This window comes from Pseudomonas sp. P867 (assembly GCF_019891455.1).
GTDB classification, from domain to species: Bacteria; Pseudomonadota; Gammaproteobacteria; order Pseudomonadales; family Pseudomonadaceae; genus Aquipseudomonas; species Aquipseudomonas synxantha_A.
Map to the genome: position 1 here is coordinate 1 of NZ_JAFLXB010000017.1, position 24,014 is coordinate 24,014.

21 protein-coding genes and 1 rRNA gene are annotated in these 24,014 nt (G+C 60.6%); 13 read left to right on the forward strand and 9 right to left on the reverse strand.

Annotation, left to right across the window (positions count from 1 at the left end; translation table 11 throughout):
• Positions 1 to 211: 211 nt before the first annotated feature.
• From rrf to J1G33_RS24415, 4 genes are all read left to right on the forward strand, one after another.
• A 5S ribosomal RNA gene (gene rrf / locus J1G33_RS24400) occupies positions 212 to 327 on the forward strand.
• A 180-nt stretch (positions 328 to 507) separates the two neighbouring features.
• The gene (locus tag J1G33_RS24405; RefSeq protein WP_032878058.1) at positions 508 to 1,167 is read left to right on the forward strand and encodes a paraquat-inducible protein A; all 660 of its coding nucleotides are present in this window, start codon (positions 508 to 510) and stop codon (positions 1,165 to 1,167) included.
• Complete coding sequence (locus J1G33_RS24410; RefSeq protein WP_032878056.1) at positions 1,154 to 1,777, forward strand: paraquat-inducible protein A; 624 nt, start codon at positions 1,154 to 1,156, stop codon at positions 1,775 to 1,777. The genes J1G33_RS24405 and J1G33_RS24410 overlap by 14 nt, the downstream gene beginning before the upstream one ends.
• Positions 1,770 to 4,073: an MlaD family protein gene (locus J1G33_RS24415; protein WP_078820210.1), complete on the forward strand. Its 2,304-nt coding sequence runs from the start codon at positions 1,770 to 1,772 to the stop codon at positions 4,071 to 4,073. Before J1G33_RS24410 ends, J1G33_RS24415 begins: the two co-directional genes overlap by 8 nt.
• A gap of 186 nt (positions 4,074 to 4,259) precedes the next feature.
• On the opposite strand, the gene mksF is transcribed toward J1G33_RS24415, so the two are convergent.
• The 3 genes from mksF to mksB are packed head-to-tail and all read right to left on the reverse strand — an operon-like array spanning position 4,260 to position 9,071.
• Complete coding sequence (gene mksF / locus J1G33_RS24420) at positions 4,260 to 7,100, reverse strand: Mks condensin complex protein MksF (RefSeq protein WP_223018937.1); 2,841 nt, start codon at positions 7,098 to 7,100, stop codon at positions 4,260 to 4,262.
• Positions 7,097 to 7,804: an Mks condensin complex protein MksE gene (gene mksE, locus J1G33_RS24425; protein ID WP_032878054.1), complete on the reverse strand. Its 708-nt coding sequence runs from the start codon at positions 7,802 to 7,804 to the stop codon at positions 7,097 to 7,099. The genes mksF and mksE overlap by 4 nt, the downstream gene beginning before the upstream one ends.
• Entirely contained in the window at positions 7,794 to 9,071 is a 1,278-nt protein-coding gene (gene mksB / locus J1G33_RS24430; RefSeq protein WP_005784507.1) for an Mks condensin complex protein MksB, read from the reverse strand. The genes mksE and mksB overlap by 11 nt, the downstream gene beginning before the upstream one ends.
• Positions 9,072 to 9,258: 187 nt before the next feature.
• Between mksB and J1G33_RS24435 the strand changes: the two genes are divergently transcribed.
• Both J1G33_RS24435 and rimI read left to right on the forward strand, forming a co-directional pair.
• On the forward strand, positions 9,259 to 10,005 hold the full coding sequence (locus J1G33_RS24435) for a hypothetical protein (RefSeq protein WP_056845582.1): 747 nt from the start codon (positions 9,259 to 9,261) through the stop codon (positions 10,003 to 10,005).
• On the forward strand, positions 9,998 to 10,450 hold the full coding sequence (gene rimI, locus J1G33_RS24440; RefSeq protein ID WP_003188286.1) for a ribosomal protein S18-alanine N-acetyltransferase: 453 nt from the start codon (positions 9,998 to 10,000) through the stop codon (positions 10,448 to 10,450). Before J1G33_RS24435 ends, rimI begins: the two co-directional genes overlap by 8 nt.
• Before the next feature lie 58 nt (positions 10,451 to 10,508).
• On the opposite strand, the gene J1G33_RS24445 is transcribed toward rimI, so the two are convergent.
• Positions 10,509 to 10,913, reverse strand: a complete 405-nt coding sequence (locus J1G33_RS24445) for a serine kinase/phosphatase (RefSeq protein WP_103734687.1) — start codon at positions 10,911 to 10,913, stop codon at positions 10,509 to 10,511.
• Between the two features lie 139 nt (positions 10,914 to 11,052).
• On the opposite strand from J1G33_RS24445, the gene can reads away from it, so the two are divergent.
• Positions 11,053 to 11,697: a carbonate dehydratase gene (gene can / locus J1G33_RS24450; RefSeq protein WP_005784518.1), complete on the forward strand. Its 645-nt coding sequence runs from the start codon at positions 11,053 to 11,055 to the stop codon at positions 11,695 to 11,697.
• On the opposite strand, the gene J1G33_RS24455 is transcribed toward can, so the two are convergent.
• From J1G33_RS24455 to acpA, 3 genes are all read right to left on the reverse strand, one after another.
• The gene (locus tag J1G33_RS24455) at positions 11,694 to 12,209 is read right to left on the reverse strand and encodes a hypothetical protein (RefSeq protein ID WP_032878050.1); all 516 of its coding nucleotides are present in this window, start codon (positions 12,207 to 12,209) and stop codon (positions 11,694 to 11,696) included. The two genes, can and J1G33_RS24455, sit on opposite strands and share 4 nt — an antisense overlap.
• A gap of 137 nt (positions 12,210 to 12,346) precedes the next feature.
• The gene (locus tag J1G33_RS24460) at positions 12,347 to 13,516 is read right to left on the reverse strand and encodes a hypothetical protein (protein WP_103734686.1); all 1,170 of its coding nucleotides are present in this window, start codon (positions 13,514 to 13,516) and stop codon (positions 12,347 to 12,349) included.
• A gap of 119 nt (positions 13,517 to 13,635) precedes the next feature.
• Positions 13,636 to 15,336 (reverse strand): acid phosphatase, encoded by a 1,701-nt coding sequence (gene acpA / locus J1G33_RS24465; protein ID WP_032878048.1) that lies wholly within the window; start codon positions 15,334 to 15,336, stop codon positions 13,636 to 13,638.
• A 157-nt stretch (positions 15,337 to 15,493) separates the two neighbouring features.
• Here acpA and J1G33_RS24470 point away from each other — a divergent pair, with 157 nt between their 5' ends.
• Together J1G33_RS24470 and J1G33_RS24475 are read left to right on the forward strand one after the other, a co-directional pair.
• Positions 15,494 to 15,784, forward strand: a complete 291-nt coding sequence (locus tag J1G33_RS24470) for a nucleotidyltransferase family protein (RefSeq protein ID WP_078820214.1) — start codon at positions 15,494 to 15,496, stop codon at positions 15,782 to 15,784.
• Positions 15,781 to 16,122 (forward strand): DUF86 domain-containing protein, encoded by a 342-nt coding sequence (locus tag J1G33_RS24475; protein WP_103734685.1) that lies wholly within the window; start codon positions 15,781 to 15,783, stop codon positions 16,120 to 16,122. Before J1G33_RS24470 ends, J1G33_RS24475 begins: the two co-directional genes overlap by 4 nt.
• A gap of 38 nt (positions 16,123 to 16,160) precedes the next feature.
• Here the strand turns inward: J1G33_RS24475 and J1G33_RS24480 are convergent, their stop codons facing one another.
• The gene (locus J1G33_RS24480) at positions 16,161 to 17,579 is read right to left on the reverse strand and encodes a TIGR00366 family protein (RefSeq protein ID WP_032878044.1); all 1,419 of its coding nucleotides are present in this window, start codon (positions 17,577 to 17,579) and stop codon (positions 16,161 to 16,163) included.
• Between the two features lie 186 nt (positions 17,580 to 17,765).
• On the opposite strand from J1G33_RS24480, the gene J1G33_RS24485 reads away from it, so the two are divergent.
• Positions 17,766 to 19,055, forward strand: a complete 1,290-nt coding sequence (locus J1G33_RS24485) for an MFS transporter (protein ID WP_078820216.1) — start codon at positions 17,766 to 17,768, stop codon at positions 19,053 to 19,055.
• A gap of 3 nt (positions 19,056 to 19,058) precedes the next feature.
• On the opposite strand, the gene J1G33_RS24490 is transcribed toward J1G33_RS24485, so the two are convergent.
• Positions 19,059 to 20,429: a gluconate:H+ symporter gene (locus J1G33_RS24490; protein ID WP_223018938.1), complete on the reverse strand. Its 1,371-nt coding sequence runs from the start codon at positions 20,427 to 20,429 to the stop codon at positions 19,059 to 19,061.
• A gap of 217 nt (positions 20,430 to 20,646) precedes the next feature.
• Here J1G33_RS24490 and J1G33_RS24495 point away from each other — a divergent pair, with 217 nt between their 5' ends.
• From J1G33_RS24495 to J1G33_RS24505, 3 genes are all read left to right on the forward strand, one after another.
• Positions 20,647 to 21,552, forward strand: a complete 906-nt coding sequence (locus tag J1G33_RS24495) for a cation diffusion facilitator family transporter (protein ID WP_032878042.1) — start codon at positions 20,647 to 20,649, stop codon at positions 21,550 to 21,552.
• Positions 21,553 to 21,661: 109 nt separating this feature from the next.
• Complete coding sequence (locus J1G33_RS24500; RefSeq protein WP_078820218.1) at positions 21,662 to 22,888, forward strand: TolC family protein; 1,227 nt, start codon at positions 21,662 to 21,664, stop codon at positions 22,886 to 22,888.
• A gap of 19 nt (positions 22,889 to 22,907) precedes the next feature.
• The gene (locus J1G33_RS24505) at positions 22,908 to 24,014 is read left to right on the forward strand and encodes an efflux RND transporter periplasmic adaptor subunit (protein WP_032878040.1); all 1,107 of its coding nucleotides are present in this window, start codon (positions 22,908 to 22,910) and stop codon (positions 24,012 to 24,014) included.

Below are 24,014 nucleotides of genomic sequence, written 5' to 3' on the forward strand. Positions count from 1 at the left end.
GTTGAGCTAACCAATACTAATTGCCCGTGAGGCTTGACCATATAACACCCAAGCAATTTGCATGCTCTGAGCTGAAAAGCGAAAGAGACCAGATTGCGGTGTGTGAAGACGAAAATGAACCGAAAGTTCGACGCTCACAAAACACCGAAAACTGTCACATACCCAATTTGCTGAAGCGAGACCAACTGGTCACGACTCAGTACCCGAATTTCTTGACGACCATAGAGCATTGGAACCACCTGATCCCATCCCGAACTCAGCAGTGAAACGATGCATCGCCGATGGTAGTTTGGGGTTTCCCCATGTGAGAGTAGGTCATCGTCAAGATTAAATTCCAGAACCCCTGTTTGCTAACGCAAACAGGGGTTTTGTTTTGGGCGGTCGAAAAGTGTCCACTCTATCCGCGCACGGCTGGCATCCCTCAATCGCCCGACAAAATTGCACAGTTATTTCCGAGCCAGAGCACTAGAATAGCCACCTAACTATTTTAGAGTCAGAGCCCTATCTATGCCCGATCCGGTTGATGCCGTTGAGGTGTCGGATTTACCACTGGACGACCTGGTGGCATGCCATGAGTGCGATTTGCTGATGCGCAAGCCAGCGCTCGCCCCTGGCGAAAAAGCCCAGTGCCCACGCTGTGGCTACGAGTTGTATGCTCACCGCCACAATGTGGTCGAGCGGAGCCTTGCTTTAGTACTTGCGGCCCTGCTGCTTTACATCCCGGCGAACTTTTTGCCCATCATGCAGCTCAATCTACTCGGGCAGTCCTCGGAGGACACCGTATGGAGCGGCGTTGTTGGCTTATTCGATACCGGTATGCAAGGCGTTGCTGCCGTTGTGTTCTTGTGCAGCATGGGGATCCCCTTGCTAAAGCTGCTCTGCCAATTGGCAGTGTTGCTCAGCATCCGCTGGAACATCGGTCGCAGTTACGGGCTGTTGTTGTACCGCATCTACCACCATATGAAGGATTGGGGGATGCTGGAGGTCTACTTGATGGGCGTACTGGTGGCAATCGTAAAGCTCGCCGACATGGCCTCCATCACGATCGGCCTGGGTCTGGTCTGCTTCGTCAGTTTATTAATGGTTCAAGTTCTGCTTGAGGTGGTGATGTCACCCCATCAGATCTGGCAAGCACTGTCAGGAGAGGATGACCATGCGGGCGATTGATGCAGGCATTCTGATTTGTACCGAATGCCATGAATTGAACAAGCAAGAAGCGGATACCGACGAGCAACTCTGTACCCGTTGCGGCGCGTTGATCCATGCGCGTCGCCCCAATAGCCTCACCCGTACCTGGGCATTGCTGATCACCGCAGCAATCTTGTATATCCCCGCCAACCTGTTGCCCATCATGACCGTCAACTCCCTCGGCCAAGGCGACCCGAGTACCATCATGGCGGGTGTGATCCAGCTGGTGCAGCACGGCATGTTTCCTATCGCCGCCGTGGTGTTCATCGCCAGTATTCTGGTGCCGACATTCAAGTTGGTAGGCATCGGCCTGTTGCTGTTCTCGGTGCAGCGTCACCAACCGCTGTCCGCGCAACAACGCATTGTGATGTACCGCTTTATCGAATTCATTGGCCGTTGGTCCATGCTGGATATCTTCGTGATCGCTATCCTGGTGGCGGTCGTTAACTTTGGGCGACTTGCCAGTGTCGAGGCCAATCTCGGCGCTGCAGCGTTCGCCAGTGTGGTGATCTTGACGATGCTTGCCGCAGTAACTTTCGATCCCCGACTGATTTGGGATAACACGGAGTCGGACGACGACCATGAGTGATTTGCCTAAAGCTAAAACCCGCCCGGCCTCCAATTGGTCGGCTATTTGGGTGTTGCCCCTGATTGCCCTGATCATCGGTGGCTGGCTGGGGTGGCGCGCCTACTCCCAGCAAGGTCTTGAGATTCAGGTTCGCTTTGAGAGCGGCGAGGGTATTCAAGTCAACAAGACTGAAGTGGTCTACAAAGGCATGACCGTCGGCAAGGTCAAGACCCTGGCCCTGGATGACGAAGGCAGCAATCGCGGGGTGATCGCCACCATCGAGATGAACAAGGACGTCGAACAATATCTCAAGACCAACACCCGCTTCTGGTTGGTCAAGCCCAGCGTCAGCCTCGCCGGCATCACTGGCCTGGAGACCCTGGTTTCGGGTAACTACATCGCCGCCAGCCCGGGCGATGGTGAGCCCACGCGCAAGTTCAAGGCGCTCTCTGAAGAACCACCGTTATCCGACGCCAAGCCGGGCCTGCACCTGACGCTCAAGGCCGACCGCCTGGGCTCGCTGAACCGTGGCAGTCCGGTGTTCTACAAGCAGATTCAGGTCGGCCAGGTCAAAAGCTATCTGTTGTCCGAAGACCAGAGCATCGTTGAGATCAAGGTTTATATCGAGCCGACCTACGCCAGCCTGGTGCGCAAGCACACGCGTTTCTGGAACGCCAGCGGCATCAGTATCGACGCCAACCTCTCCGGGGTGAAGGTGCGCAGCGAATCGCTTTCCAGCATTGTGGCCGGTGGTATCGCCTTCGCCACGCCTGAGAATCGCCAAGACAGCCCACCCACCGACCCGAGCCTGCCTTTTCGCCTGTACGAGGACTTCGATGCCGCCGCAGCCGGCATCAAGGTCAAGGTCAAACTCACCGATTTCGAAGGCCTCCAGGCCGGGCGTACCCCGGTCATGTACAAAGGCATCCAGGTTGGTAGCCTGAAAACCTTGAAGATCGACCCGGACCTGTCCAGCGCCAGCGCCGAGTTGACCCTTGATCCTTTGGCCGAAGACTACCTGGTCCAGGACACGCAATTCTGGGTGGTCAAGCCGTCCATCTCCCTGGCAGGCATCACCGGCCTGGAAGCACTGGTCAAAGGTAACTACATCGCGATCCGCCCGGGTGACAAAGGCACCCCGCCACAACGTGAGTATGTGGCCCGCGCCAAGGCGCCGCCGTTAGACCTGCGCTCCCCCGGCCTGCACATGGTGCTGCTCACCGACAATCTGGGCTCGCTGGATGTCGGCAGCCCGATTCTGTACAAACAGGTCAAGGTGGGTTCGGTGCAGAGCTACCAGTTTTCACGCAAGAAGAAGCAACTCGTGATCGGCGTTCATATCGAGAAAGAGTATGAAGGCCTGGTCAACGGCTCGACACGTTTCTGGAACGCCAGCGGTGTCACTCTCACTGGTGGGCTCACCGGTGGCATCCAGGTCAAAAGCGAATCCCTGGCCAGCCTGATGGCCGGTGGTATCGCCTTCGAAACACCGGAGCCCAACGTTCCCCTGAAGCACCGTATCCCGCGCTTCCGTTTGTTCACCGACCGTGACGCCGCGAATCAGCATGGCACCCTGGTGACGATCAAGGTCGATCGTGCCGACGGCCTGCGCCCCGGTACAGCCGTACGCTTCAAAGGCCTCGATGTTGGCAAGGTCGAGAGCGTCGACCTCAGCGCCGACATGCAGTCCGTATTGCTGCGCGCCCGTATTACTCAGGTGGCTGATCGTATCGCCCGCGCAGGCAGCCAGTTCTGGGTGGTCAAGCCGGAGCTGGGCCTGATGAAGACCTCCAATCTTGAAACCCTGGTCACCGGGCAATACATCGAGGTGCAGCCTGCGGTGAAAAATGCCGGGCCGCAAAAAAACTTTGTTGCACTGGATCAGCCGCCGGAGGCTGTCCATCAGGAGCAAGGCCTGAGCCTGACACTCAGCGCCGCTCGCCGTGGTTCGCTCAAAGAAGGCGTGCCGGTCACTTACCGTGAAGTCACCGTGGGCAAGGTCACCGGCTATGAACTGGGCCAGACCGCCGACCGTGTGTTGGTGCATATCCTGATCGAGCCCAAGTACGCACCCCTGGTACGCAGTGGCAGTCGCTTCTGGAACACCAGCGGCTTCGGTCTCGACTTCGGCCTGTTCAAGGGCGCGACGGTGCGCACCGAGTCCCTGGAGACCTTGGTGGCCGGCGGTATCGCCTTTGCCACGCCGGATGGCGAACGCATGGGCAACCCGGCACGGCCACAGCAGACCTTCCCGTTGTTCGATAAGTTTGAAGATGAGTGGCTGACCTGGGCGCCCAAGATTCCACTCGGTAAATAAACCGATGCGCGGCCTTCGCGAGCAAGCCCGGCTCCCACAGGGATATGCATTTTCAGCAAGTATGCATTCCAACTGTGGGAGCCGGGCTTGCCCGCGATGAGGCCCACAAACACACCGCAAATCCCAAGCCGAAAAAAAGGCCGCGATCCAAAAGATCGCGGCCTTTTTGCATGTCAGCGCAACGCGTCAGACCTCATCCAGCTCCGGCTCATCGGCTTGCACATTCATCGTCGCCTTCACCACATCATGGCGACGGATGTATTTCCAGTCCGCCTCATCAATGTAGATTCCGTTCGGCCCGCTGCCGCCTTCCAGGTCGATCGCCACCTGGGCGGAGACCTGCGGCTTCACACTGGCCAGGATCGGCACGAAGCCCAGTTGCAAGCTGGTTTCCAGCAAGGCAGCCTGGTTCTTCTCATCAATGTCTGCAGCCTCATCGAGGTAATACGGCAAACGCACACGGCCGGCCTGGTCACGGTCCATCAAGTGCAACAACAAGTACATGTTGGTCAGCGCCTTGATGGTCATGGTGGTGCCGTTGGACGCGGCGCCATCGATGTCGGTATGAATCACCGGCTGACCGTGCACCTTGGTGATCTCGAACGCCAGTTCGAACAAGTCCTTGAGGCCCAGCTGGTTATGGTTGGCCGCAACGAGGCGCGCCAGGTATTCCTTGGCCTCTTCGTTCTTGTTGTCCTGCTCGGCGCTCTGGCTGAGGTCGAACACCGACAGCGTTTCGCCTTCTTCATACTGGCCAGCACTGTGGATGATCTGGTCGATATGCTTGAGGGCTTCCTTGTTCGGCGCCAGCACGATGCGAAAACTCTGCAGGTTGGAGACCTGGCGTTTGTTGATCTCGCGGTTGAATAACGCCAACTGGTGTTCAAGGCTGTCGTAGTCGCTACGGATATTGCGCAGGGTACGGGCAATATCGGTCACCGCTGCTCGGCGTGCCTTCCCCAGCGTCAACGCCTCATCGGTGCGGTGCGCGTAAGCGTTGATCAGCAGCTGCAGGCGACGCTCCATGTCATCTTCGCTGTCGAACTTGGCCACACCCTTGAGGCGCACCTGAGCGTACAGGGCTTCGATCTGGCCGTCGGCGCGCAGCAAGCCCTGCCAGCTATCCTGGTAGTCATTGAGCAGTGGCAGCAAGTTGTCCATGGAGTCGTCGACCGGGTCCATGAACGGCGTGCCGAACGGCAGGTCCGCCGGCAACAGCTGACGACGACGCAACGCATCATCCAGCGTGCGTTGCTTGGCTTCCATATCGCCGATCTGGCGGCCGACCAGTTGCAGCTTGGCCGATAATTGCTGGACGCGCTCGGTAAAGGCATCGCTGGAGCGCTTCAGCTCATCCTGGGCGGCTTCCATCTGCGCCAGGTTTTCCAGCTTCTCGCCTTCTTCTGCACTTAGGGTCTGGGTGCGGCGGAAATCTTCCAATGCCTTCTGAGCATCCAGCACCTGCTGATACAGCGCTTCGGTCTGGGTCTTGCTCGCCGCGCGGTCGGAAGCTACGGCCTGCTGGGTTTTGAGTTGCTTGAGTTCTTTTTCCAGGCGCTCCTTCTGGTCGCGCAATGCGGCGCGGTCGGCCAGGGCCTGCAACGCAGGCGGCTCGATGTGCGAGATGTCGATGGACAGCCCCGGCACTTCAAAGCGCTCGCCTTTGAAGCCATCGAGAATCTGCTCCAGGGATTTGACCCACTGGCCGTCCTCATCCAGCGTGATGCCGTGCTCACCCAGAGGCAGGCTGAACAACGAGCTGTTGAACAGGCGCATCAGACGTTCGACATCCTGTTGCGAGAACTCCTCGCGCAGCTTGGCATAGCTGTTGTTGTCGGCGTGATCGAGTTGCTGCCTGACCGACTTCAAGCGCTTTTCCAGGTCGCGCAGACGCTCGTCCAGGTCCTCGGCGCTGAACTGTCGCGACTGCGCCAATGCGCCCGCCAGTTCATCGTGGGCGTCCTTGGCGGCGAGCAACTGTTGCTCCAGCACCTTGACGTCATCCACCAGGGCAAAGCGATGCTTGAGTACCGACAGCTCGCCCAGCCAACGCTGGATACCGCTGATCTCCCGCTCCAGACGCATCAGTTCCTGAGTACCGCCACGCTGGTCGTTCTGCAGCGCGTCCTGCTCGTTGCGGTAGTGCTCGGCCTGGATGGTCAGCTCTTCCTCGCGCGCACTGGCGTAGTCCGACCAGGTGCCCAGCAACGAATCCAGCAGCGGTGACAGGCGATGCAGTTTGCCGCGCAAGGCGTCGCGTTGTTTCACGCCATTGGCCAACGCCTCGACCAACGGCCCGGCAGCCACCAGCGAGTTGTAGTCCTGCTCCATGCGTCGCACATCACGGAAGGCTTCTTCGCACGCAGCGATGTAGTCGACACTGCCTGAACGCAAGCTGTGTTCGAACGCGTCGAGGAACAGTTGCTTGAGCTTGGCCGCGGTGATTTCGCGCATGTGCAGCAGGTTGATAAACAACGCACGGAACGTCTTCAAGCTCTGTTCGCTGGTGGAGCGCAGCGGGATCAGGGTCAGGTCCAGCGGGATCGACGTATGGCCGCCCACCAGCAAGCGCCGCAGTTCATCAGGCTTGAGTTCGTAGGCTTTGAGGCCCTCGCGCTCAAGGTTGGTAAACAGCTCTTTCTGACGCAGGCAGGTGTCGTTTTTCTGGTAATGAGCCAGGTCCAGCTTGCCCGCATAGGCAAAGAACTGGTGACCGAAACCGCCGCCCGGCCCGCGTCCGACCACGCCGATGACGTGCGGGCCGTGGGGCAGGGAGACTTCTACCAGGATGTAGCTGGTATCGGTGGCAAAGTAGAAGCGCCGCGATTGTTCCAGCGTGTACTTGCCGAAACTCATGTCCGACATGCGCGCCAGGATCGGGAACTGCAAGGCGTTGATGGATGCGGATTTACCCAGGTTGTTCGCGCCGTACACCGACAGCGGCTCTTCCAGCGGGAACAAGCCCAGGCTGTAACCGGCGGTGTTCAATAGGGCGAAGCGGCGGATGCCGTAACGTTCCTTACTCATACGTCGGTTTCCTGTTCTTCGGCAATGGCTCGGGCCAGGGCGTCTTCTTCGCTTTCCTCATCGAAGGCGCTAAGGTCCAGCGGGTCATCGGTCTTCAGCAGTTTTTCATCGCTGTCTTCGTCGATGATCACTGGCACCGGCAGCGGCAATACGCTGTGCACGCTGGCGGCGAGGTCGCGGTCCTGTTGCACCGACAGGCACACGTCGAGGAAACGGTGCATTGGTGGCAGGAAGCGGTAGATACCGTTGTCTTCGCTGGCAAAACCGAGTTGGGTCATGCGACGCATGATTTTTTCTTCGAGCTCTTCCTGGGTCTGCACTTCGGCCTGGATAAACAGGTCGCGGTACTTCTCCAGCAACGAAGGCAATTCGTCGCGCCCCAGGCTGCCGCCGTCGAGCACGGCAACCGGGTCGCGGCCCTGGTCGGCTAGGTGCTCGACGAGAATGAAGGTAAACAAGGCCAGGCGCTGGGCGGTCTTGTTGACCTGCGCGGCAGCCACGGCGGTGTCCGGGACGAAGTAGTAGAAACCGCGGGTATCGCATACCAGCTCAAAGCCCAAGGCCTTGAACAGCGTGCGGTACTGGTCCTGGAAGTTCGACAGCTGCGCGTACAGCTCCGGGTCGCGGCGGCTGACGTGGTAACCCTTGAACAGCTCGCGAAAAATCGGCGCCAGCTGGGACAGTTCGGATAGATCAAGATGCATAAGGGGTGCTCGCAGAATTCTCGGTGGCGTCAACGCCGGCCGGGAGCAGGGCGAAGGAGCGCAGGCTGACCTGATGCTCGTGGGTGTGGTAATCGCGACGTTCCAGGCGCTCGCGCTTGAAGCGTTTTTCCCGGGACAGGCGTGAGAACCAGTACAGCAATTCGTCGGTGGCGCCGTCGGGCTCCTGTTCCAGCAGCCAGGTCATCAGGTCCGGCATCGGCAGGGCGTCTTCGCAGCGCTCGAGCATTTCCTTGACCGTACGCGGCGCGCGCGGGGCTTCGCCCTTGTGGGATTTGTGCGCCTTTGGGAATCGCGCCGGTTTCGGCTCGAAATTGGCCAGGGCATACACATACGCCTCGACCTGGCTGGCGCTGCCCAGGAAGGTGCTTTGCGGTCGGGTGAACATCGGCATCGCCGCTTGCGGCACCGCGTCCAGGCCTTTACGGCGAATCGCCGACAAGGCCAGCGCAGCGCCGCGAGTCACTGCGTTATGCCGGCGTGCTTCTTCGCGCAGCGGCAACAGCAGCTCGCGCGCATGGCGCAAGGTCAACTGGGCGCTGGTCTGCATTTCGAGGATGCGCGCGTGAGTGCGCAGCAGCATGTCGTCGTCCACCAGGTGGCCAAGACGCTGTTGCTCGGTGAGCATGCGCAGCAGCACGTTTTCCACTTTGCGCACGCCTTGCTCGAAGGCGCCGTCAGCGTTCACCAACTGAATCATCGGCTCGACGTATTCGTCCCAGGTTGCCAACACCTCGGCGTAGCGCTGGCGCAACGGGATCTGGCGGTCGCTGGTCTTGGCGCGATCGGCCACGGCGGCGAGGGCCTGTTCGTCGTTGGCAAGTTTTTTCAGCACGTCGCGCACGCGCATATCCAGCAAGCGCAGTTGCCGGGCCAGGTCATGGCCGTCGCGGATGTCGAAGGCGTCCTGGATATAACCGGCCAGGCGCTCGAGGTGGCGCAGGTAGGCTTCGATTTCCAGGCACAGGCCAAGCCGGTGCTCCTTGCGAAGATAAGCGAGGAAGTCGTGGATCTGCGCGTTGAGCTCGAAACGGTTCGGGCTCTTGGCGACAGGTACCAGGATATCCAGGCGAATCCACACGTCCAGCAGGCTGGTAATGTCCTGGGGCGTGCTGTCCAGTTGTTGGGCGGCCAATTGTGCGCGCAGCTCGCTCAGGCTCAGGGTGCCTTGGTCGAAGTGTTCGCACAGAGGCTCAAGTAAGGCCCAGTGTTCGGCGAGGGCGCGCAGGACGCGCTTGGGTTCGATCATGGGAATGGCCGGCTGGTTGGCGATTAAAAGTCGCGATTGTACTGCATCAGGCGCGGGATTTATCCACAGCCGGTCAGTGCGCAGTGGGCGATTGTTGCCGAACAGCGGTAGAATCCCCGCTCTTTACTTATCCACAAGTGGCCGAGCTGTGCTTATCGAGTCCCGACGTCGCGCTTACTTGACCGCCATGCAGGTGGTCAACTGGCTGCCCCGCACCGAACTGCCGTTTGCCGCGCCGTCGCGGCCCGAGTTGTTGCAGGCGCTTGAGCCCTATGAGGCGTTCGAGTCGTCGGGGGAAGAGGCTGCCGCGCCCGTGGCGGTGGTCAAGCCCCCAGTCGAAACACGCCCGGCGGTCGAACGGGCAAAGATCGAAGTGCCACGCCCTGCGCCGGTGACCAAGGCTGCCAAGGTGGTGGAGGAGGCCGCGCCGGTGGTCAAGGCTCCGGTAGTGCCGCCGCCCCGCTTTGCCCTGCAATTGCTGCGGGCCGGGCGTTGCCTGTTGCTGGTGGAGCTGCCCACCGGCGAGCGCTTCCAGTCCCGCGACCCGGCCTACCTGCTGCTCAAGGACATGCTGCGCGCCGCCGGCCTGCCTGACAGCCCGCAAATCATCGGTGAGCCTGTACGCTGGCCGCTGCTGGTACGCGGCACCATGGACCAGGGCCCGGAAGCTGCGCGGGATTTTGTCCAGGGCTTTGTCTCGGCGCGTCTGGAAGACGAACCCTGCGTGTGCCTGTGGCTGATCGGCTTGCCTGCCGTGCGGTTTGCCGGTGAAGCCAATGCCGAGGCCTGGTACCGCGAACTGCAGGTCGACAGCCTGGGTTCGGTATGGGCCCTGCCGGGTCTGGAATTATTAATGGAAGAGCCACAGCGTAAGGCTGATGTCTGGCAAGCCATGCGCCGGCTGATGGCGCGCTGGAAAACAACTGATGAGTGAGGCTTTATCCTTCCGCCCGATGACCGAGGCCGACCTCGACGCGGTGCTGAAAATCGAATACGCAGCGTTCAGCCATCCCTGGACGCGAGGGATCTTTCTCGACGGGCTGGGCAAGTACCAGATATGGCTGATGTTCGAAGGCGAGCAGCAAGTGGGCCATGGGGTGGTGCAGATCATTCTCGATGAGGCGCATTTGCTGAACATTACCGTCAAGCCGGAAAACCAGGGGCGCGGATTGGGTCTGGCGCTGCTGGAACACCTGATGTCCCGTGCCTACGCGGCCAACGCGCGGGAATGCTTCCTGGAAGTGCGGGACAGCAATACCGGGGCTTTTCGGTTATATGAGCGCTATGGCTTCAATGAGATTGGCCGTCGCCGGGATTATTACCCTGCTGTGGGTGGTCGCGAAGACGCGGTCGTCATGGCTTGCACCCTCGTCGACTAAATACCGGAACCAATGTGGGAGGGAGCAAGCCCCCTCCCACATTTTGAGCTGCGTTGTGTCAGCGTTTGCCGTTGAGCGGATCCAGATCGGCCAGTTCGGCCTCATCCAGGCCATTTCCGCCACCAATATCCTCTTCACCAACAACACTCAGATCGTAGTCCGCCGGGCTGTCTTCTCCTTCCTCCCAAGCATCTCTGGCACCGTCCTCGTGAATCAGCGTTTCCGGGCTCATATCATCATCGGTTGATTCATGATCAGCGGTCGAGGCCCCGGTCATCCCGGCCTCTCGTACCCGTTCGTCGGGCATCAGCTGCTCGCGCTCGCCACGCGGGATTTCATCGCCGATTTCCGCTGTCTGGTCCTCTTCGTCAAAATCCAGCTCGCGCATCGAACCCATGCGGTCTTCGTTGTCGTCGATCGGTTCCGGCTGGGTTGCGCCGTAGGGACGTCGTGATTCAGTCATGGCCAATCCTCATACTGTGGGGCTTATAGTGTGTGGACAGGCGCTGAGCCCCAAAGATTCAAGCTAATTTGCGCCAGGCGTGACCCGGACGAGGGGTTGTCAGTCACAAAACTGCGCATCATTCCTGAGGCTTTCCCTGATGAACGAACTACAAGACCTGCTTGATAACAACGAACGCTGGGCGGATGCGATCAAACAGGAAGATCCCGAATTCTTCGCCAAGCTCGCCCGCCAGCAAACCCCGGAATACCTGTGGATCGGTTGCTCCGACGCGCGGGTGCCGGCCAATGAGATCGTCGGCATGTTGCCCGGTGATCTGTTCGTGCACCGCAACGTGGCTAACGTGGTGCTGCACACCGACCTCAATTGCCTGTCGGTGATTCAGTACGCGGTGGACGTGCTCAAGGTCAAACACATCCTCGTCACGGGGCACTATGGTTGCGGCGGCGTGCGTGCGTCGATGCAGGACCGCCAGTTCGGCCTGATCGACGGCTGGCTGCGCACTATTCGTGATCTCTACTACGAGAACCGCGAACTGTTGGCTCAACTGCCAACTGAAGAAGAACGCGTTGACCGCATGTGTGAACTCAATGTGATCCAGCAGGTGGCCAATGTCGGTCACACCAGCATTGTGCAAAATGCCTGGCATCGTGGGCAGAGCCTGTCGATCCATGGCTGCATCTACGGCATCAAGGACGGTCGCTGGAAGAGCTTGAACACCACCATCAGTGGCTTCGAGCAACTGCCGCCGCAGTACCGCCTGCGTCCGTTGGGCGAAGCCTAGGACCTTTTGTTTTCGCGCCACCAGGCCAGGCCTTGGGCGTTCAACGGCTCTTTGCTGCCGGTGATCCAGCCCCGGCAGTTCAGCTCGCCGCAATGGCAAGCGAACTGCCGGTAAAGCGCGTCTTCAGTAATGGCGTAATCCAGGGTCAGCAGGCTGCCTGCGGTAATGGTGTTCAGGGTCCATAGTTCCATGTACGTGGTGTCCAGGAGCACGTTCGGCTTGCAGGAGTGCCGTATCAGGCCGCAGAACCATCTATCGTACAAGTGAATACGCGGCGACAGTTGCAGCGTATGCGCCCGGCGCTCGCTGACTGCGTAGCCTGAAACCAGAGCGATGCGTACTCGACTGTCAAAGTCGATGCGAGCCTTGATGCCACCCCGCTTGCCATTAGGGTATCGCACGACCTTGAATTGTGCGGTCGAGGGGTAACCCTGTTCCACCTGCAGCGTCTCAAAGGGGTAGAGGCAGTCATTCACTGCCGTTTTAGCCTTATCCATGGCTTGAGTCTTCATCACTCTCCTGAATTGGGCTGCATGGATCTGGGGTGTTCTGACTGCCAGTCTTGCAGCAAGTGGGCGCAAGCCAAGACTCGCCGAAGTTGAAGCCGGTTTCTACTGTCAGATCTGACAGTAGAAACCGCGGGTTCGCGTTAAAGCGCGGGAGAGGTAACAGTGGGGGGCGGCGCGGCGTTTTTCAGCTGCTTCAATTGCGCCTTGATAGGCGGTGTGGCGCACTTGGTATTGGCCTGCTCCGGGGTCAGGTTGCGCACCGAGGTGAAGAACAGCTCACAGGTCTGCTCCTTGCGTGTGACCTGCCAGGTATTCAAGCAGGCTTTGAGCAACACATTCGCATCGCTGGCGGGTTTCTGGCCCATGCCCGCTTGCCAGCAGGCCGCGCTTAAATCCTGCCCCATTACTTTCAATCCGGCCTCGTCGGCCTTTTGTTCATCGCCGTCATAGCTTGCCGGGTCCGCCGCGTACCAGATGTAGCTGGGGTGGTTGGCGCCCAGCACTGACACGCTCGTGCCTGGTGTCGGGCTGATCTGGGTCAGCTCCAGCACGCCGACGTTCTGACCGTATTGTTGCTTGAGCCAACTGCGCACCGGCGCGCCGAACGCCACCATCGGCAGCGAGCCGTTGGCGTGCAGGCTCAGTTCCTTGACCATGCGGGTCTGGTAGTCGGTGAAGTAGCTGTAGACGCTCTCGAGATCCTTGCCTGCGTTGGACGGTGCGGCGATGGGCGCGATATCGATGATGGTCTGGTAAGCCGGTGTCTCGCTGGCCGGGATGCCGTTGTCGGTAAGCAAGGCCGCCCAGCGGTCAGTGGTGGCCGACTCCAGGTAGTCCTGGGCCTGGGTGAGCGAGTAGTCCGGAGGAAAGTGCAGCAGTTCGATGCTCTTGCGGTTCTCCAGGGCCATGCCCAGCGGCAGGAACAGGTACCAGTTATAAGCCCACTTGCCATCGCTGTTGAGCCGGCTGGCACCCTGATAAGCGAGGTCGGCGGTACTGAGCAAGGTGGTCAGGGACTGGCCGTAGGTGTCCGGTACGCCGCTGAAATTCGCCCAGACCTGGCCATCGTGGGTTTTCACACTGACCCTGGCGCGGCTGTAGCCGTCACGCTGCAGGCTCTGGTTCAAGTAGTGCTCAGCGGTCTGCTCCAGCGTCCATGGCCGAAAGCAGATCACGTTGCAGTTATTGGGAAATGCGAATAACTGGGTGACGCGCTGCGTACTGCCCAGAGGCACCTCGATGTCGGCCTGTACGACCGCACTCACCAGCAGTGCGGCGAGGGTGAAGGACAGCCTGGTCGTTTTAAACATAGTTGGTTCCTTGTCAGCGACGCCCGTCTGCGCGGGATAAAAGCCCACCTGCACACAGTAGCGGCTGACCGGGAAAATCGCGTGTTAAATCGCCTGGCATGTCGTTATTGGATAAGCCTCTACGGGTGAAATTGCAAAGCGTTGGTCAGGTCGCCCATGGGCTTCTGGCCGCGGGCGATCATCGCGTCGTCACGCTGCTTGAGGCCGTCCAGAGTCTCCAATTGGAACACTCGGGTAATCAAACGCAGGATCGATGCAGTGTCGTACACCGTGTGGTCAACCGTGCCTTTGCGCGCAAACGGCGACACCACCAGGGCCGGCACCCGCGTGCCCGGGCCCCAGCGGTCACCCTTGGGCGGCGCGACATGGTCCCACCAACCGCCGTTTTCATCGACGGTGACCACCACCACCATGTTTTTCCACTGCGGGCTCTCTTGCAGCACTTTCAGGGCGCGGGCGATATGGCGGTCGCCCGAGGCCACATCGGCATAACCGGCGTGCATGTTCAGGTTGCCCTGGGGTTTGTAGAAACTCACGGCCGGCAGCTTGCCGGCCTGGGCATCTGCGAAGAACTTGTTCGTGCTTGATTCATCCCCCAAGCCGCCGTCGCGCAGGCGTTTATCACGTTCCGCACGGTTTTGCGGACCTTGCTGCTTGAAGTAGTTGAACGGCTGGTGGTGGTACTGGAAGTTCGGGATCTTGGGGATCCCGCCCGAATCCTTGAACTGCTCCAGAGTGGCCTGCCACGCGCCGGCATACCAGGCCCAGTCAACGTTCTTTTTCGACAGCTTGTCGCCAATGTGCTCGTGGGTTTGCGGCACCAGCACATTGGGCAGGTCAGGCTTTGAGTAATCCGGGTTTTGCGGGTCGCGAATCCAGGTGGGCCAATACGGCGGGGCCAGGGTGTTTACGGCGTAACCGTCCGGGGTCAGCGCGCTGGGGCCGAACTGCGGCGGGCCGGTCATGGCGCTGGCCGGGGACGCGTCCAGCGGCTTGAGGCGCGTGTCGGTGGGGTCATCACTTTGCAGCGTGGCGATCTGCGCCTTGGCCACCGATTGCGCGGCATTGGGATAAACCGGCGCCGTGGCGCTGATCAGGTAGTGGTGGTTAAGAAACGAGCCGCCAAATGCGCCCTGGAAAAAGTTATCGCAGAGCACAAACTCCCTGGCAACGTCCCACAGGCGCAGAGAATAACGACTTTGGGCGTAATGGCCCATCACCAGGCCCCCGGCATCGCCCCAGGCGACAAAACCGTCGTTCTTGCCGCCGTTGATCTGCATCTGGTTTTGATAGAACACATGCCACAGGTCGCGGGTTACCAAGCTCAATGGCAGGTCTTCGGCGTTCGGGCCCTTGAGGGCAAACGGTGCGTTGGAAAGGTTTTCCTGGAATTGCACACCGCTGGGGTAGGTCACCCCGTCCACCGTTTGCGGGCCGACTTGCAACACACCGCCCCATGTGGGCGGCAGGCTGGCCAGCACACTACCGTCGCGGTCGCGCTGCCGGGTGTCAGTGGCGGATAACGCCGACAGTGGTTTTTCAAGCCCGGGAAAATCGGCAAACAGGTTGTTGAAGCTGCGGTTCTCGGCGTAGATCACCACCACGGTTTTAACCTGGTCGCTCAAGGCCTTGTCCAGTTCCTGGGGCGTGAGCGGCCTGGCTACCGGTGTGCTCGGCGCTTCGCTGGTATGGCCGCAGGCACTCAAAGTCGCGCCTACCCCCAACACCGCCGCACCGCCGAGGAAGCGCCGACGGCTGGTGTCGACCGGCGTTTTGGGGGCGGAGTCGGGGGTAGGGCGGTCGTTGTGCTCGTCACTCATTGCGGGGGGAGTCCTTGGCGAGATGTTGCAAGATATTTCGCAGGACGGTAGCAATGGAATGTGACGGAACGAAGACACACATGTGATGTGCGGGGCGTGTCTACACAGAGTAAGCGCTGCTAGACTGGGCTTCTAATGCACACCATCGAGGTGAGTCGTGAAACCTTCAACTGCACTTGATCTACAACGAGCAGCTGTCAGAGAAGTGATAGGACGTTTCCAAATATCAAACCCGAGAGTATTTGGGTCTGTATTAACGGGTACCGACCAAGAAGGCAGTGATCTTGATTTGTTGGTTGATGTGCCACCGGGGACAACTCTTTTTGATCTTGGCGGGTTGCAGGTCGAGCTTGAGGACTTGTTAGGCGTCAATGTCGACCTGTTGACGCCTGGCGACTTGCCTTTGAAATTTCGCGCCAAGGTGTTGGCTGAGGCCCGTCCTGTATGACAGAAAATCGCTTAGGGGATTATCTGGAGCACATAAGGCAAGCTGCCACTGACGCTATCACTTTTGTAGAGGGCTTGAGCAAAGAAGAGTTTTTGGAGGACCGGCGAACACAACAAGCTGTGGTCATGAGCCTGATCATCGTTGGTGAAGCGTCGACGAAAATCATGGATCAGCATCCGGACTTCGCGGCACGCCATTCACATATTCCTTGGCGCAATATGCGAGCGATGCGCAACCGAATCGCTCATGGTTACTTCGATATCAACTTGGATGTTGTTTGGGACACGATACAGAGTGCATTACCTGATCTATTGGCACGCCTTCCTGTAAATCCTTGACCGCAGCTGTTCTACCAACAGTTGCGGTCACCCGTTATTCAGGGCATCACAGGCGGCAAATACTTCAACGTCGTCCCCAGCGCCCACAACAAGAACAACACCAGCGGCGTGTGCACCAACAACTGCACAAACGAAAACCCGATCAAGTCCCGCGCCTTCAGCCCCAACACCCCCAGCAGCGGCAGCATATAGAACGGGTTGATCAAGTTCGGCAGTGCCTCGGCGGCGTTGTAGATCTGCACCGCCCAGCCCAGGTGGTATTGCAGGTCATTGGCCACTTGCATCACATAGGGCGCCTCGATAATCCACTTGCCGCCACCCGATGGGATGAAGAAGCCCAGCACCGCCGAATACACGCCCATCAGCAGCGCGTAGGTGTCGTGGGAGGCGATGGAGGTGAAGAACGTCGAGATATGGTGCGCCAGGGTCTGGCCGTCACCGCCCTTGACCACCGTCATCAGTGCGGCAATCGAGCCGTACAGCGGGAACTGGATCAGCACGCCGGTGGTGGTCGGCACCGCACGGGCCACGGCATCGAGGAAGCTGCGCGGGCGCCAGTGCAGCAGGGCGCCGACCATGATGAACAGGAAGTTATAGGTGTTGAGCCCCGAGATGGCGCTGATCGCCGGCTTGGTTGAGAACTCATGGAACAGCCAGCCGGCTGCCAGCAATGCCAGCAATATCGTCAGCAACGGGCTGTGTTCCAGCCATTCGCCAGGACGCGTCGGCGGTTGTGGCTTGGGCAGGTTAAAGGCCGGGTCGACGCCGCAGGCCTTGGCATCCCGGGCACTGTTGGGGCCTGGCGCGGTGGCGTAGGCGATGATCAGCGACACCACGATCAGCGCCAGAAGCAGCACACCGGATTGCCACAGGAAGATCGTTTCGGTGAACGGGATCATCCCGGTGATCGACAGGATCGACGGCGGCAAGCTGGCCGGGTTGGCCTGCAACTGCGCGGCTGACGACGATAGCCCCAACGCCCACACGGCACCGAGGCCCAGGTATGCTGCAGCGCCGGCGGCGCGGTAGTCCATGCGCAAATCGGTACGACGGGCCAACGCCCGCACCAGCAAACCGCCGAACACCAGGGACAAGCCCCAGTTGAGCAACGATGCCACCATGGAAATCAACGCCACCCAGGCTACCGCCGAACGACCGTTCTTGGGGATGCGCGCCAAGCGGTCGATCAACTTCACCGCGGGCGGCGAGCTGGCGACTACATAACCGCCGATCACCACAAACGCCATCTGCATGGTGAACGGAATCAGGCTCCAGAACCCGTCGCCAAATGCCTTGGCCGCTTCGGCGGGCGCTGCGCCCATGCCCAGGGTCGCCACGGCGACGATAATCACCGCGAGGGCGGCAAACACCCAGGAGTCGGGAAACCAGCGCTCGGCAAAATTGGAACAACGCAGAGCAAATCGAGCGTAACGGCTTTCTTCGATAGCATCGGCCATGAAGCTTTCCTCTTGTATTTATTATGGGGTTTGGCAGTTTTACGGCATGTTCCTCTACCCCCATTGATTTGGGAATGTAGTTATCTTCAACGATCAATGAGTAAAACAAATATATCCGTCGTGATTGCCTTCAATGGGTTCAGCTCATAACCTGCACGCCATTTTGTTTGTCTGCCGAGCCTGCACATGACTGCCACCTTTTCCCCACGGGCGCAGCGTTTTTCCCGCTCCGACTACAAAACCCTGGGCCTGGCCGCCCTCGGTGGAGCCCTGGAAATCTACGACTTCATTATTTTTGTGTTTTTCGCGCTGACCCTCAGCCAATTATTTTTCCCCCCGGAAATGCCTGAGTGGCTGCGCCTGTTGCAAAGCTTCGGCATCTTCGTTACTGGCTACCTCGCCCGTCCGCTGGGCGGCATCCTGATGGCGCACTTTGCCGACCACCTGGGGCGCAAGCGCGTATTCAGCTTGAGCATCCTGATGATGGCCTTGCCCTGCCTGCTGATCGGCATCATGCCGACCTACGCGCAGATCGGCTATTTCGCACCCTTGATCCTGCTGGCGCTGCGCGTGCTGCAAGGTGCCGCAGTGGGCGGCGAAGTGCCCAGCGCCTGGACCTTCGTCGCCGAGCACGCGCCGCGCCAGCACCGTGGCTACGCCTTGGGCTTCCTGCAAGCCGGCCTGACCTTCGGTTACCTGCTGGGCGCATTGACTGCCACCTTGCTGGCGCAAGTCTTCACCCCGGCCGAAATCCTCGACTATGCCTGGCGCTTGCCCTTCCTGCTCGGCGGCGTATTCGGCGTGATCGGCGTATGGCTGCGTCGCTGGCTCAGCGAAACCCCGGTGTTCCTCCAAATGCAGGCGCGTCGCCAGGCCGCCGCCGAAATGCCATTGCGCACCGTGCTGCGCGAGCATCGCGCCGTGCTGTTGCCGGCCATGATCCTGACCTGCGTACTCACCTCAGCCGTGGTGGTGCTGGTGGTCATCACCCCGACCATGATGCAGAAAACCTTCGGCATGAGCCCCAGCCACACCTTCGCCCTGAGCGCGTTGGGCATCGTTTTCCTGAATATCGGCTGCGTCCTCGCCGGCTTGCTCGTGGACCGCATCGGCGCCTGGCGCGCGGTGCTGGTCTACAGCCTGTTGCTGCCGGTAGGGATTTTTATCCTGTATGCCAGCCTGATCAGCGGCGGTGTGTGGCTGGGCGCGGCGTACGCCGTGGCAGGCTTGAGCTGCGGGGTGGTGGGCGCGGTGCCGTCAGTGATGGTCGGCCTGTTCCCGGCGCAGGTGCGGGTGTCGGGGATTTCCTTCACCTACAACATTGCCTATGCGCTGTGGGCGAGTACTACGCCGCTGCTATTGATCGCGCTGATGCCGACCAGCCCGTGGGTCTGCGTGGGGTATTGCGTGGTGATGGGGGCGGTGGGAGTGGGAAGTGTGGCGTTGTTTGGCAAACGCCACACCTTGGCCGCCTGAAGTTCAGGTCAAGAAGTGCCAGAGCAACAAGGTACCCACCAGCCCAACCACCGAAACAATCGTCTGCAACACCGACCACACCCAGATCGTCTGTTTCAACTGCAAGCCAAAGTACTCGCGCACCATCCAGAACCCGGCGTCGTTGACGTGGCAAAAAAACACCGAACCGGCGCCAATCGCGAGGGCGACCAATGAGCTTTGCGTTGCCGCCAGCCCGGCCATCATCGGCGCGAGGATGCCCGCCGTCGTAGTGGTAGCGACGGTGGCCGAGCCGGTGGCTTGGCGCAGGGCCACGGCGATCAGCCAGGCCAGCAACAGGTAGGGCATGTGCGCGCCTTCGGCGACCTTGCTGATGGTCTGGCTGACGCCTGCGTCCAGCAGGGTTTGCTTGAGGCCGCCACCAGCGCCGATGGTCAGCAGCAACACGGCGATGGGCGCCAGGGCTTTGCGCAGGGTGTTGCCGACGTCGGCGCGTGGCATGCCTGCGGCCCAGCCGAGGCAAATCACTGCGGCGATGACGGCCAGGCCGAGAGCGATCAGCGGTTCACCGAGGAACTTCAAGGCCAGGCCGAGGGGGCTTTCTGGCGCCAGCGCGACTTTGGCCAGCGTGCTGCCGAGCATCAGGATCACCGGCAACAGAATGATCAGCAACGACACCCCAAAGCTCGGCTGGCGCGGAGCCTTGGGCGGTGCGCTGAACAGCGCGCCAATCTCGGCCGGTTCGTCCACATGCAGGCGCTTGGACAACCAATTGCCGTAGAGCGGCCCGGCCAGAATCACTGCCGGCACCGCCAGGCAAAAGCCCAGCAACATGGTCAGGCCCAGGTCGGCGTGTAACGCACCCACGGCAATCAGCGGCCCCGGATGCGGCGGCATCAGGGCGTGCAGGGTGGTCATGCCCGCCAATGCCGGGATGGCGATTTTCAGCAGCGGCTGGTTCGAACGCTTAGCCATCACAAAGATGATCGGCACCATCATCACCAGGCCCACTTCAAAGAACAGCGGCAGGCCGATCACCATGGCGACCAGCGCCATCACCCACGGCAATGACTTGCCTTTGCCCAGCCCAAGCAAGGTAGTGGCGATACGGTCGGCTGCACCGGATTCGGCCATCAGCGCGCCGAGCATTGCGCCCAGGGCAATGATAATACCGGCCTCACCCAGAATCGCCCCGGCGCCCTTGCTGAACGCTTTGGCCACTTCCTCTGGTGGTAGACCGGCACCCACACCGGCGATAAAGGTGCCGATCAGAATCGACAGGAACGGCGGCAATTTGGTCGCGCTGATCAGCACGATGATGCTCGCGATGGCCAGCAGGACGCAGAGCATAAGACGGGTGTCGTGAACCATCCACGCGGCAGTCGATAACTCCAAAACGGAACTCCTTATCGAGCAGGTTGGCTAATATGTTTCTTTTTGTTTCGGCTTGAAAAGCATACCTGATAGAACTGCCCCAGCGTGTCCATGAACGATTTTGGTGCGCTCAACGCTAACGACGTTCTGGCGTGCAGATGACAATTTTGCAAACCATGCCCGTGGATCTGGCCTATAGCTCTATGATCCGTTTCCTCCCAACCCACAAGGACATCCCATGAGCGCAGGACACAGCCACGCCCAAGTACGCGCCGGCCACGAACGCAAGTTGTGGATCGCCCTGGGGCTGACCGGCAGCTTCATGCTGGCCGAAGTCATCGGCGCCTTTATCACCGGCAGCCTGGCACTGTTGTCGGACGCGGCGCACATGATGACCGACGCCCTGGCCCTGGCGATTTCCCTGGTGGCGATCCAGGTCGCCAAGCGCCCGGCAGATCGCAAGCGCACCTTCGGGTATGCGCGGTTCGAGATTCTGGCGGCTGCGTTCAATGCATTGCTGCTGTTCGCCGTGGCGTTCTACATCTTGTACGAGGCTTACCTGCGGCTGCAGACGCCCGCCGAGATCCAGTCCACCGGCATGTTGGTGATTGCGCTGCTGGGGCTGGTCGTCAACCTGATCTCCATGCGCCTGCTCAGCGCGGCCAGCGGCGAGAGCCTTAACGTCAAGGGTGCCTATCTGGAAGTCTGGAGCGACATGCTCGGCTCCGTCGGCGTGATCATTGCCGCGCTGGTGATCATGTTCACCGGCTGGGGGTGGGTCGACTCCGTGGTCGCGGCCGCCATCGGCTTTTGGGTATTGCCGCGCACCTGGACCCTGCTCAAGGCGAGCATGAACATCCTGCTGCAAGGTGTGCCGGAAGGCGTCGATATCGAGCAGGTGGAGCAGGCCATCCGCAGCGTGCCTGGGGTCAGGGACGTGCACGACCTGCACATCTGGGCCCTCACCAGTGGCAAGAATGTGCTGAGTACGCATTTGGTCGCGGATGCATCCCAGGGCACTGAGCAGCAGATCCTCAGCCGAGTGACGGAGTTACTGCACGAGCAATTCGATATTTCCCATGCCACGATCCAGGTCGAGGGCGAGGGTTTTCAGCATGACGATCACGACGACGTGCATGCCTGAGCCTGGCTAACGGATTTGTAATCTTTCACCCACGGCCCTGATAAGTACCGACAGCTACATTGCCCCCGCTGGGACACCTCAGCGACTTCATGGGCGTGGAACTCTCGTTATGGCAATTTCCGTTAGAACACTGTTGGGGGCGGCAGCATTGGCATTGTGGATATCCGCAAACGCCGCCCAGGCACAACCCCTCACCCTCGATGCAGCGCTGCAAACCGCCTTCGCCAACAACCCGGACCTGGCGGCCGCACAATGGGAAATCGACATCGCCCAGGGCGGCCGCCAGCAGGCCGGCTTGATCCCCAACCCGGTGGCCTCCTGGGATGCCGAAGACACCCGCCGCAACAGCCGCACCACCAGTATCAAACTCAGCCAGACCCTGGAACTGGGCGGCAAGCGCGGTGCGCGCATCGAGGTGGCCACCCGCGCCCAGGACGCCGCCGCGCTGACCCTGGAGCAGCGCCGTAACCTGTTGCGCGCCGAGGTCATCGACAGCTACTACGGCGCCCTGCGCGCCCAGGAGCGCCTCGACCTGGCGCAACGCTCCATGACGCTTGCCGAGCGCGGCCTGGTGGTCGCCAACGGGCGTGTCACCGCCGGCAAGTCATCACCGGTGGAAGCTACCCGCGCCCAGGTGCAGGTGTCGGAAATCCGCCTGGAATTGAACCGCGCACAGATTGGCCTCACTGATGCCTACCGTCGCCTGGCCACCAGCACCGGCAGTGCGGCCACCGACTTCCAGGCCGTCGCCACGCCAAACACCTCCGCGCCGGCGTTACCCGCCGCCGCGCCATTGCTGGCACGTCTTGAGCAAACCGCCGAACTGCGCCTGGCCGAACTGAACATTGTGCAGAACGAAGCCAGCGTGGGCCTGGAAAAAGCCCAGCGCATTCCGGACCTGGATGTGTCCATTGGCAGCCAGTACGACGCCAGCGTGCGCGAGCGGGTCAACCTGGTGGGCGTGTCGATGCCGATCCCGCTGTTCAACCGCAACCAGGGCAACATCCTCGCGGCCACTCGACGCGCCGACCAGGCCCGCGACCTGCGCAACGCCGCCGAGCTGCGCCTGCGCACCGAAACCCGCCAGGCCCTGGACCTGTGGCAAACGGCGAACACCGAAGTGCGTGCGTTCAACCAACAGATCCTGCCTGCCGCACAGAGCGCGGTAGACAGCGCCACCCGTGGTTTCGAGATGGGCAAGTTCAACTTTCTCGACGTGCTCGACGCCCAGCGTACCTTGATCGCGGCCCGCACCCAGTACCTCGCGGCGACGGCCCAGGCCACCGACGCCTGGGTGCGTATCGAACGAATTTACGGCGACCTCGCCCGGTTTTGATTTTTCCTGGAGTTCCCTGATGAACAAAAAACATGGCATGGCGCTCGCCGTCGCCTTGGGCCTGCTGCTATCGGGCTTGGCCCACGCCGAGGAAGAAGAAGGCAAACTTGAACTCACCGAGCAGCAGATCCAGGCCGCCGGTATTCAACTGGCCCAGGCGCAACCGCGCTCGATCAGCACGGTGCTGACGCTGCCCGGCGAGGTGCGTTTTGATGAAGACCGTACCTCCCACATCGTGCCCCGTGCTGCGGGCGTAGTGGAAGCGGTGAACGTCAATCTGGGCCAGTCGGTAAAAAAAGGCGAACTGTTGGCGGTGATCGCCAGCCAGCAGATTTCCGACCAGCGCAGTGAGTTGGCGGCCAGCCAGCGCCGGGTCGAACTGGCGCGTACCACCTTTGAGCGCGAGCGCCAGTTGTGGCAGGACAAAATCTCCGCCGAGCAGGATTACCTGCTGGCGCGACAAACCCTGCAAGAGGCCGAAATCGCCCTGAACAATGCGCGGCAGAAGATGACCGCCCTCAGCGGCAGCGCAGTTCTGGCCGGTGGCAATCGCTATGAACTGCGGGCGCCGTTCGCCGGGGTGGTGGTGGAAAAACACCTGGGCGTGGGCGAGGTGGTCAGTGAAACCAGCAACGCATTCACGCTCTCGGACCTGTCTCAGGTGTGGGTCACCTTCGGTGTCTTTCCCAAGGACTTGAACAAGGTCCGTGTAGGCAAACCCGTAAAAGTCAGCTCGACGGAAATGGGCACCGAAGTGCTGGGCACCGTGGCATATGTCGGCAACTTGCTCGGCGAGCAAACGCGCACCGCCACCGTGCGTGTGACGGTGTCCAACCCCGACGACGCCTGGCGTCCTGGTTTATTCGTGGCCGTGCAAGTCGCCACCGATACCTACCAGGCCAAGGTGACCGTGCCGCAAGCCGCCATCCAGACCGTCGAGGACAAACCCTCGGTGTTCGTGCGCACCGCAGACGGCTTTATCACCCGCCATCTTGAACTGGGCGTCAGTGAAAACGGCTACGTCGAAGTGCGTCAGGGCCTGGAGGCCGGTGCGCAAGTGGCGACGGCTGGCAGCTTCATCCTCAAGTCCGAACTGGGCAAAGGCTCGGCCGAACACGCCCATTGA

Bases quoted from the DNA above. Each gene is read 5' to 3' on its own strand.
- J1G33_RS24405 (WP_032878058.1), top strand. From the start codon at position 508: ATGCCCGATCCGGTTGATGCCGTTGAGGTGTCGGATTTACCACTGGAC.
- J1G33_RS24410 (WP_032878056.1), top strand. From the start codon at position 1,154: ATGCGGGCGATTGATGCAGGCATTCTGATTTGTACCGAATGCCATGAA.
- J1G33_RS24415 (WP_078820210.1), top strand. From the start codon at position 1,770: ATGAGTGATTTGCCTAAAGCTAAAACCCGCCCGGCCTCCAATTGGTCG.
- mksF (WP_223018937.1), bottom strand. From the start codon at position 7,100: ATGAGTAAGGAACGTTACGGCATCCGCCGCTTCGCCCTATTGAACACC.
- mksE (WP_032878054.1), bottom strand. From the start codon at position 7,804: ATGCATCTTGATCTATCCGAACTGTCCCAGCTGGCGCCGATTTTTCGC.
- mksB (WP_005784507.1), bottom strand. From the start codon at position 9,071: ATGATCGAACCCAAGCGCGTCCTGCGCGCCCTCGCCGAACACTGGGCC.
- J1G33_RS24435 (WP_056845582.1), top strand. From the start codon at position 9,259: ATGCAGGTGGTCAACTGGCTGCCCCGCACCGAACTGCCGTTTGCCGCG.
- rimI (WP_003188286.1), top strand. From the start codon at position 9,998: ATGAGTGAGGCTTTATCCTTCCGCCCGATGACCGAGGCCGACCTCGAC.
- J1G33_RS24445 (WP_103734687.1), bottom strand. From the start codon at position 10,913: ATGACTGAATCACGACGTCCCTACGGCGCAACCCAGCCGGAACCGATC.
- can (WP_005784518.1), top strand. From the start codon at position 11,053: ATGAACGAACTACAAGACCTGCTTGATAACAACGAACGCTGGGCGGAT.
- J1G33_RS24455 (WP_032878050.1), bottom strand. From the start codon at position 12,209: ATGAAGACTCAAGCCATGGATAAGGCTAAAACGGCAGTGAATGACTGC.
- J1G33_RS24460 (WP_103734686.1), bottom strand. From the start codon at position 13,516: ATGTTTAAAACGACCAGGCTGTCCTTCACCCTCGCCGCACTGCTGGTG.
- acpA (WP_032878048.1), bottom strand. From the start codon at position 15,336: ATGAGTGACGAGCACAACGACCGCCCTACCCCCGACTCCGCCCCCAAA.
- J1G33_RS24475 (WP_103734685.1), top strand. From the start codon at position 15,781: ATGACAGAAAATCGCTTAGGGGATTATCTGGAGCACATAAGGCAAGCT.
- J1G33_RS24480 (WP_032878044.1), bottom strand. From the start codon at position 17,579: ATGGCCGATGCTATCGAAGAAAGCCGTTACGCTCGATTTGCTCTGCGT.
- J1G33_RS24485 (WP_078820216.1), top strand. From the start codon at position 17,766: ATGACTGCCACCTTTTCCCCACGGGCGCAGCGTTTTTCCCGCTCCGAC.
- J1G33_RS24495 (WP_032878042.1), top strand. From the start codon at position 20,647: ATGAGCGCAGGACACAGCCACGCCCAAGTACGCGCCGGCCACGAACGC.
- J1G33_RS24500 (WP_078820218.1), top strand. From the start codon at position 21,662: ATGGCAATTTCCGTTAGAACACTGTTGGGGGCGGCAGCATTGGCATTG.
- J1G33_RS24505 (WP_032878040.1), top strand. From the start codon at position 22,908: ATGAACAAAAAACATGGCATGGCGCTCGCCGTCGCCTTGGGCCTGCTG.